The 7,827-nt window shown below is 62.0% G+C and carries 7 protein-coding genes; 4 read left to right on the forward strand and 3 right to left on the reverse strand.

All coding sequences use genetic code 11. The features are described 5' to 3' along the window. Positions 1-162 precede the first annotated feature (162 nt). Both AWC30_RS16985 and AWC30_RS16990 read right to left on the reverse strand, forming a co-directional pair. Positions 163-1,845: an AAA family ATPase gene (locus AWC30_RS16985; protein WP_133053717.1), complete on the reverse strand. Its 1,683-nt coding sequence runs from the start codon at positions 1,843-1,845 to the stop codon at positions 163-165. Positions 1,846-1,913: 68 nt separating this feature from the next. Next, positions 1,914-2,360: a hypothetical protein gene (locus AWC30_RS16990; RefSeq protein ID WP_085111425.1), complete on the reverse strand. Its 447-nt coding sequence runs from the start codon at positions 2,358-2,360 to the stop codon at positions 1,914-1,916. A gap of 357 nt (positions 2,361-2,717) precedes the next feature. Here AWC30_RS16990 and AWC30_RS18145 point away from each other — a divergent pair, with 357 nt between their 5' ends. Then, the gene (locus tag AWC30_RS18145) at positions 2,718-3,107 is read left to right on the forward strand and encodes a dienelactone hydrolase family protein (RefSeq protein ID WP_234808140.1); all 390 of its coding nucleotides are present in this window, start codon (positions 2,718-2,720) and stop codon (positions 3,105-3,107) included. A 32-nt stretch (positions 3,108-3,139) separates the two neighbouring features. On the opposite strand, the gene AWC30_RS17000 is transcribed toward AWC30_RS18145, so the two are convergent. Then, positions 3,140-3,712, reverse strand: a complete 573-nt coding sequence (locus AWC30_RS17000) for a TetR/AcrR family transcriptional regulator (RefSeq protein ID WP_234808141.1) — start codon at positions 3,710-3,712, stop codon at positions 3,140-3,142. A gap of 198 nt (positions 3,713-3,910) precedes the next feature. Here AWC30_RS17000 and AWC30_RS17005 point away from each other — a divergent pair, with 198 nt between their 5' ends. The 3 genes from AWC30_RS17005 to AWC30_RS17015 all read left to right on the forward strand — a co-directional run bounded on the left by AWC30_RS17005 (position 3,911) and on the right by AWC30_RS17015 (position 7,568). Then, entirely contained in the window at positions 3,911-4,741 is an 831-nt protein-coding gene (locus AWC30_RS17005) for a lysophospholipid acyltransferase family protein (protein ID WP_085111427.1), read from the forward strand. A gap of 646 nt (positions 4,742-5,387) precedes the next feature. After that, complete coding sequence (locus AWC30_RS17010) at positions 5,388-6,641, forward strand: KasA/KasB family beta-ketoacyl-ACP synthase (RefSeq protein WP_085111429.1); 1,254 nt, start codon at positions 5,388-5,390, stop codon at positions 6,639-6,641. Positions 6,642-6,707: 66 nt separating this feature from the next. After that, positions 6,708-7,568 carry a cyclopropane mycolic acid synthase family methyltransferase gene (locus AWC30_RS17015; protein WP_085111428.1) on the forward strand — a complete coding sequence of 287 codons (861 nt, stop codon included), beginning with the start codon at positions 6,708-6,710 and terminating at the stop codon, positions 7,566-7,568. Positions 7,569-7,827 lie beyond the last annotated feature (259 nt).

Consider the following 7,827-nt stretch of genomic DNA (forward strand, 5'->3'; position numbering starts at 1 on the left):
CACTACGCTCACCACCAGACCCCGGCAGCCGCCGGAGTCTCAACCTAGAAAGTCTCCGGACACGCCGGGGGGATTCATCGAGGGAGTCCGCCATTCCCGGCGGATCCAACACTGGGTGGGAAATTTCGATGAGCGTCAGTCGGAATTTCAGTGCGCGGTCAGTTACGACGCTTGTCGAAGTTGGACGAATAGGTCAGTTGCCAACGCTGGAGAAGGAGCGATGGGATTGATGTTTTCGCCCGTCTGCTGATGGTAGATTTGTTTGAATCTCTTTAAGGCTTTTTTACCCAGGCAGTAGCGACGAGGATCAGCATCGAAATCTGATTCGGCCTGCCTGACATGAGCGTAAGCGGAAGTGGAAACATATTCTCCTTGCCGTTTCTGTTGCGCTGCGCGTTGTGTGCGCTCGTTCGATAATTTCGAAACAGATTCTTCACGAACATCGAGTACGGCCTGGTCGAGTAGCGTGTTTGAGTCCTCGACAGAAAGCGAAGATATCGCTGATATGTGGTCTGCATTCAGGAACGTGCTCTCGGTATCGACTCCTGGGGTAATGAAAGGGTATGCGCCTACAGCTCTGACCTCTGCTGACCATGTTTTGGCGTCCTCTTCGCTAAGACTGTCGCGGTCTCGATGGATCACGAGCGAAGTGTTCGGTGCGCAACCGGAGACAAACTCAGCGAGTAATTTTGCTGAGTCAAGCTTGCTGCAACCATGATATGAATAGATCAAGTATTCGTCGCGGTTCCAGTTTGAAGCATGGATCATCGCCTGAATTGCAGCAGTATTGGAATCTTCGCTGAGTACGAGCATCTTCACTGCGCCGTTTCTGAGTCGGTCGACTTGATCGAGCGCGCCTAAGTCGATAAGGGTTCGCGTCATGTCAAAATCTGTTGCAACGGTCGCGGATTCTGATACGAAGAATAAATCTGCGTCCAGCATTTGAAACTCGTCGAGTATGTGGCGTGAATGCGTAGCAAGAAGGATCTGAAGGTTGGTTGCTTTCGAGATGTTACTTAGTTCGCGCGCCAGCAGTCGCTGGTTGTTGGGGTGCAGATGCGAATCAGGTTCATCGAGAATCAGAACGCGGGGGTTAAATGCTCCGATGTACGCAAATATCTGAACTGCTTGCAAAGTCCCGGTGCCGATGGAATCTAGGGGAAGTTGACTGCTAATGAAAGTCGCGTCGGCTGCGATAAACTCGTCATTGTTAGCATTGAAGTCCACCGCGATTTCGAGGTGTGGAAAGACCGATCTCATTCGGTCAACAAATGTTTGCCAAGCGGAGTCGTTGCGCCTGAGGAAAAGCAAGACATTGCGCAAAATATTATTGGCATCACCACGAGCTGCGGCGCGCCGAATAACCCCGGGATTCTTATACTCTTCATGCGCCGGTATTCCTGCTAGCCCGGGCGCGATGATGCTGAAAAGGTCCTTGGTTGAGCTTAAGGCCTGCCATAACTCTGGTGCAGTTGAAACGCTCACCGCTATGTTCTTGTTCCTCCCTCTTCGTACTGTGACGTCGGCGGCGGCGCCATCGACCTCCAAGCAGATGGAAATAGCGGTATCTGCGTTCTGGGTTAGCTCGCCATGACGACCTAACTTTAAAACATCCTTTAAAGGTGTGTAGAGAAGTTGATCGTAGCCCAGAGTGCCGCTGTAGGCACCATCTTTTCGAGGGGTGCCTCGACTGCTGTTAGATTCGAGACTTTGGCAGACTGACACGGCAAATTGTAGTGCTTGCAGAGCGCTGCTCTTGCCGGAGTTGTTTGGTCCCACGAGTACTGTGACTTCGCCGGGTTCGATAACCAAGTCCTCGATGGATTTGAAGCGTTGGATCTGCAAGCGACTTAGCACACGATATCCTCGGGTCGAAGCTAGGGCTGGAAGTGTAAATTCTAGCCTCGGGCGGGCTAAAATGCTTCCGCAGCGAGGATTTCATGCTGGATTCCAGCGAGGGTAGTGGGTGCGCTGAACAAGGGTGGCTGGGTGTCGGTGGCGATCTCGGCTTTCGAAGTGCCGACCACGGTCAGATCGATGGTGGGGTCGTCTCGTCGACGTCGGAGCTTTTGCGCCCAGTCGGCGTAGGTGGTGTTGGGATCGATTTCGCCGGGGACGACCCACCCCTTCCACACCGGATCCGAAGAAGATTCGCCGTCGAGGCAGATGTCCACTGGGCGCACTGTGTCATCGACCTGGGTGGGGAAGAGTGCGGCCGGCTCGCCTGGGAGCAGCTGGTCGAGGATGAACTGCACCGTGTCGGTGGGTTCGACGACGATGACCTGGTATTCGCCGATGGACAGCGGTTGAGGGGGGACAGACTCTTTGCCCGCGCGCCATAGGGGTGCGTTGGTGATCAATGCGTCGACGGTCCGGGGGCGACGGCTTTCGTGCCATTCGGTTCGCTCGTGAGTGGGATCGAGGCAGAAATAAATCGCCCCAAAAACAGCGGCACGTGGCAACTCCGGATGGCGGAGGCCTTGGCCGGCGGTGTTGTTGCGACACGACGGGGTCGGTTTCGAGGACTATCAGCGCAGACGCGCCGATGATCTCGCTGCGCAGGGTTACCCAGTGTCTCGCGCTGGACGACCATGGCGGTCGCGCTTCTTCGGGGACCCCGACGCGATGCTCGCCCGCATCCTGCCGTTGATGGCCGATTCTGCCCGGATGCAGGCCGTGGGCCATGCCCCGCCGTCTTGCTGGCCGGCGGCAGCATTGTGCTGGAACTGGTGAGCACCGGAACGCCATTTCAGGCCCTGGCAGCGATCCACCCGGGGTTGCCGACGGCCGAATCGAAGGACTGGTCCAACGTCACCGGGCCGGTTTTGCTGTGCACCGCATACGAAGAACCCGCGTGCCCGCCCGAACAGGTTTTGGCCTTCAGCCGCTCACTTCAGGAGGCAGGAATCGACTGGCGTGTCCATGTTTACGGCGGTGCGGAGCACGCGTTCTGGTCCGCACCGACGGGCCCGAGCGGCTCTCCTGCCGGCACCACGACCCACGCTCGCGCCACCGTAGCCGGCGACGGTTATCACGCGACGCAATGGGCGTGGGCCTGGCGGGCGGTGCTCGATCTATTCGACGAAACCCTCAGGGCTGCGGTATGACACAGCAGCCCGAGACTTGGTAGCGACGCCGGTCACGGGGGGGTGGAAACGATGCGGCGTGCCGCTTCCACAGCGGCACTGCGTTGCCGTGCAATCAGAGGGGCATCGGTGCTCGCCGCTTCCGGCCCGGGTGCGTGAGCCCACGCGAAGCCGAGAGCGAAGAGCAGAACGAGCAGATCGTCGGGTTCCCACGCGGGGTCGAGCTGCCCGGCGGCTTGCGCACCCTCGATGGTTGCGACAGCCGTCCTGAAGATCGGTTCACCGTCAGCCCGAGGCTCATCGAGGACGAATCCCTCCAGCTTCGCCCAGCTGATCATCCGGAGATGCTCGGGCCTGGTGCGAGCCAAATCGTAGACGGCCCCGGCGAATTCGGGTATTGCATCAGCCCGGAGAGTGACCGAACAATAAAAATCAGCGACGTCGATGGCCACCACTTCTCGAAACAGCGATTCTTTGTCGCCGAAGTGTGCGTAGAGGCGTTCCTTGCTGGCGCGCGCGGCACGAGCGATCCGATCGATCCGCGCTCCGGCGAAGCCATGGCGGGCGAACTCTGCGCGGGCCTCGTCCAGAATCTGGGTTCGCAGCGCAGTAGTGCTTCTCCTCACAGCAGAATCATACCCATACAAACTAGTTCGTTCGCTATTGTGGATAGCGATAAGAGTCATACGACGATGACGCGAGAGGCATGTACGCACGGCACGGCACGACGGCTTCCTCAGCGTGGTACGCCGCCACGGTCCAGCGTCTGCCCATCGCAGGGGGGGAGTCCCGCGGTGACGAACGCCGATGGCATTGATGTGCTCATGAACCAACCGCCTCGGGTAAGGATCATGCGCCGGGCATTAGAGGCGGTCGCCGACGCCGTAACCCCGGCGGTTGAGGCGTACCGTCCCTACGTCGAAGGATTGCAGGCCCTACCGCGCGACGGCCGTTTCCTGGTGGTGGGAAACCATACTCAGTTCGGTTCTGAAGCCTTGCTGATTCCCTTCCACGTCCGGCGGGCAATCGGCAAACGGGTCCGACCCCTGACCGACCGCCAGTTCGGGCGTATGCCGGGTCCAGCCGCTGATCTGCTGGCCGCGGCCGGCGCCCTCGTCGGCTCGCCCGAGCCGGTCCGGGAACTGATGCGACACGACGAACCCATCCTGGTGTTTCCCGGTGGGGGCCGCGAGATCCCGAAGTTCAAGGGCGAGGAGTACACCTTGCGCTGGCAGGGACGTGCTGGCTTCGCCCGTCTGGCAGTGGAATTCGCCTACCCGATCGTACCCGCCGCCCTTGTCGGCGGTGACGACGTCTACCAGAGTCTGACCAGCCGTGGCGGGACCTGGGAACGGATCAGCGGAGCGGTGTCCCAGCGACTGTCGGGCCGCTCCGACATGGCCGCACCTCTGGTGCGGGGCATCGGTCCAACCCTGATTCCACGCCCGGAACGAATGTACCTCCGTTTCGGTGCGCCTATCGAAACCGCGAAACCAGCGAAGACGTCGGAGGCGACGTGGGTGGAATCGGTGCGGCAGAAGGCCCAGGAAGCGCTCGAAGCAGACCTTGCCGACCTGCTCACGATCCGGGCGGATGACCCCTACCGCAATCTCAACCCGTTGGCCTGGCACAACGCCGTCTCGCCCTCCGTCTAGCGACAAAATCGCCGCATCGGAACATCTGTAGTTGGCGGCCTCGAGTGGAGTAGCGCCACAACCGCGTGGGGATGAGCTTCACTCTCACGCATGAACACGGAGACTCGCTAACTCGTCGTGAGCGGACGGTTCTGACTTCGAGATACCGCGGGTCGTTCCTGTCGCCTCGGGGGTGCCCCACTCGTCGCTCAACGCGCGGGAGCAGCGGCCGGGTTCTCCGCTATACGGCCGACGCCGGATTTTCCGGTTGCGCGCTGCCGATTGTGCTGACCGCCGACAGTGCTTGCAGCAGCCGTCGTAGCGGCGCGAGTCGCCTGGTCCTCAACGGACCTACCCTCACAGCGTCCAGCCTTTTCGCCGCAATCGTCGCCGCACCCGCCCAGGACTGAGATAATCGGAATCCCGGCACCACCGGGGCACCGCGGTCTCGCTGACCGCAGTTGCCGCAGGTTAACTGGGCCGGAAATGGTTACAAACGCACCCGGTTGCGTCGATGCGCAGGAGGAACATCACCGTGGCGGCGAGACGTTGCAATGAGTTGCCAGCCGACTCAAGGACACCTCAAGGTGCAGACGCCACGGTTCGTGGCGCGACGGCGTAGCTGCGGCCCGCGGGTGAGCGACTGCCGGGACTGAAGGGGGCGTTGTTGACAGCATTGGCTACCGGAAACGGCCTACCGAACGTCGTCGTCACAGGTGTCGCACTGACCACGGCGGTCGCGACCAATGTCGAAGACACCTGGCAGGCGTTGCTCGCCGGACAAAGCGGAATCCGCGCGCTGAAGGACCCGTTTGTCGACCAATACAAACTTCCCGTGTGGATCGGCGGGCACCTGCTGGAGAGCTTCGATGACGAGTTGAGCGCCGCCGAGGTGGAACGGTTGACCTACCTGCAGCGGATGTCCACGGTGCTGAGCCGGCGGGCTTGGGCCGACGCGGGGTCGCCCGACGTCGACACCCGGCGCCTCGCGGTGTCGATCGGTACCGGACTGGGATCGGCGGAGGAACTGGTCTGGAGTTATGACGTCCTGCGCGAACGCGGCGCCCAGGCGGTTCCGGCCATGAGCGTGGCCAAGTACGTTCCCAGCGCGGCCGCCGCGGCCGTCGGGCTGGACCGGCACGCCAAAGCGGGAGTCTGCGCGCCGGCCTCGGCGTGCGCGTCCGGTTCGGAGGCCATCGCGCACGCCTGGCAGCAGATCGTCCTCGGTGAAGCCGACGTCGCGATCTGCGGAGGGGTGGAAACCCAGATCGAAGCAGTACCGATCGCGCTCTTCGCCCAGATGCGCATCGTGTTGTCCACCAACAACGATGACCCGCCGGGGGCGTGTCGCCCGTTCGACAAGGACCGCACGGGCTTCGTCTTCGGTGAGGGCGGCGCGATCCTGGTCCTGGAGCGCGAAGATCACGCGAAGGCACGCGGAGCCATCCCGATCGCCCGGCTGATGGGTGCGTCGATCACCTCCGACGGCTACCACATGGTGGCTCCTGACCCCACTGGCGAGCGGGCCGGCTATGCGATGACCCGCGCGATCCAACTCGCGGGCCTGCAACCGACCGATATCGATCATGTCAATGCGCACGCCACCGGAACTCAGATCGGCGACGTCGCCGAGGGCAAGGCCATCAACAACGCGATGGGCAGCCATCGACCTGCGGTCTATGCCCCGAAATCGGCGCTCGGGCATTCGGTGGGGGCGGTCGGCGCGGTCGAGGCGATTCTGACCGTCATGGCGTTGCGTGACGGGGTGGTCCCGCCGACGCTGAACCTGGTCAACCTCGATCCGGAGATCGACCTCGACGTGGTCGCCGGTCAACCTCGCCGCGGCGATTACCGCTACGCGGTGAACAACTCGTTCGGATTCGGCGGCCACAACGTCGCCACGGTGTTCGGGAGGTACTGACCGAACATCAAACCGGCGACCTCCCGGTGGCCGTCGGCTCAACGGAAGGAGCGGGAGGAGCGCCTGATGGGGAAGTTAGAGCCGAAGTACGACGAACTGCAGTCGATCTATGACATCTCCGACGAGTTCTACGAGCTGTTCCTCGGCCCGACCATGGGGTACACCTGCGGGTACTTCGAGCGCGAGGACATGACCACCAGTGAGGCGCAGAACGCCAAGTTCGACCTGGCACTGGACAAACTGGGCCTGGAGCCGGGCATGACCCTGCTCGACATCGGCTGCGGCTGGGGCGGGGGTCTGCAGCGCGCGCTGGAGACCTACGACATCAACGTGATCGGCCTGACGATCAGCAAAAACCAGCAGAAGGCGGCGCAGGCCCGGCTGGCCAAGATCCCGACCGAGCGCAACGTCGAGGTGCGGTTGCAGGGCTGGGAGGAGTTCGACGGCAAGGTCGACCGGATCGTGTCGATCGGTGCGTTCGAGCACTTCGGCTTCGAGCGCTACGAGCCGTTCTTCGAGATGGCTTACAACGCCCTGCCCGCCGACGGCCGGATGCTGCTGCACACCATCTGCATCCACGACTTCGGCGACCGCAACCTCGAACATCCCCCGTTGCTGTTCTCCCGGGTGAAATTCGCAAAGTTCATCGTCGACGAGATCTTCCCGGGTGGGCGGCTGCCGACCATCAAGATGGTTGAGGACCACGCGGATCGGGCCGGGTTCGCCCTGACCCGACGGCAGTCACTACAACAGCACTACGTGCGCACCCTGGAGTTGTGGGCTGAGGCGCTGCACGCCAACAAGGAGCGTGCCCTGGCCGTGCAGGGGCAGGTCGCCTACGACCGGTTCGACAAGTACCTGGTCGGTTGCGCGGACATGTTCCGCAACGGCTACACCGACATCAACCAGTTCACCCTGCAGAAATAGGTGTCGGTCGGCTGAGCCACCGTCGGTCGACTGAGCCACCGTCAGACGGCTGACGGGCGGCCGTTCAGCGGGCCGGTGCGCCCTCGACGAGCGGGTTTCGGCCCTGTTTTTATCCACAGTTGGGGGTTGGTCCACAAGGTGGTGGGGTGGTCGGGTTGTGGGGGCTGGTGGTGTCGGGGGGTGTTTCTAGCGTCGGTGGTATGGCGACAGCGATGGCTCCCCAGGCGGCACAGGACCAAATCCGCGCTGCCCTGGATCC

Origin of the sequence: Mycolicibacillus trivialis (assembly GCF_002102395.1) — a bacterium.
In the GTDB taxonomy this organism is placed as follows: Bacteria; Actinomycetota; Actinomycetes; order Mycobacteriales; family Mycobacteriaceae; genus Mycobacterium; species Mycobacterium triviale.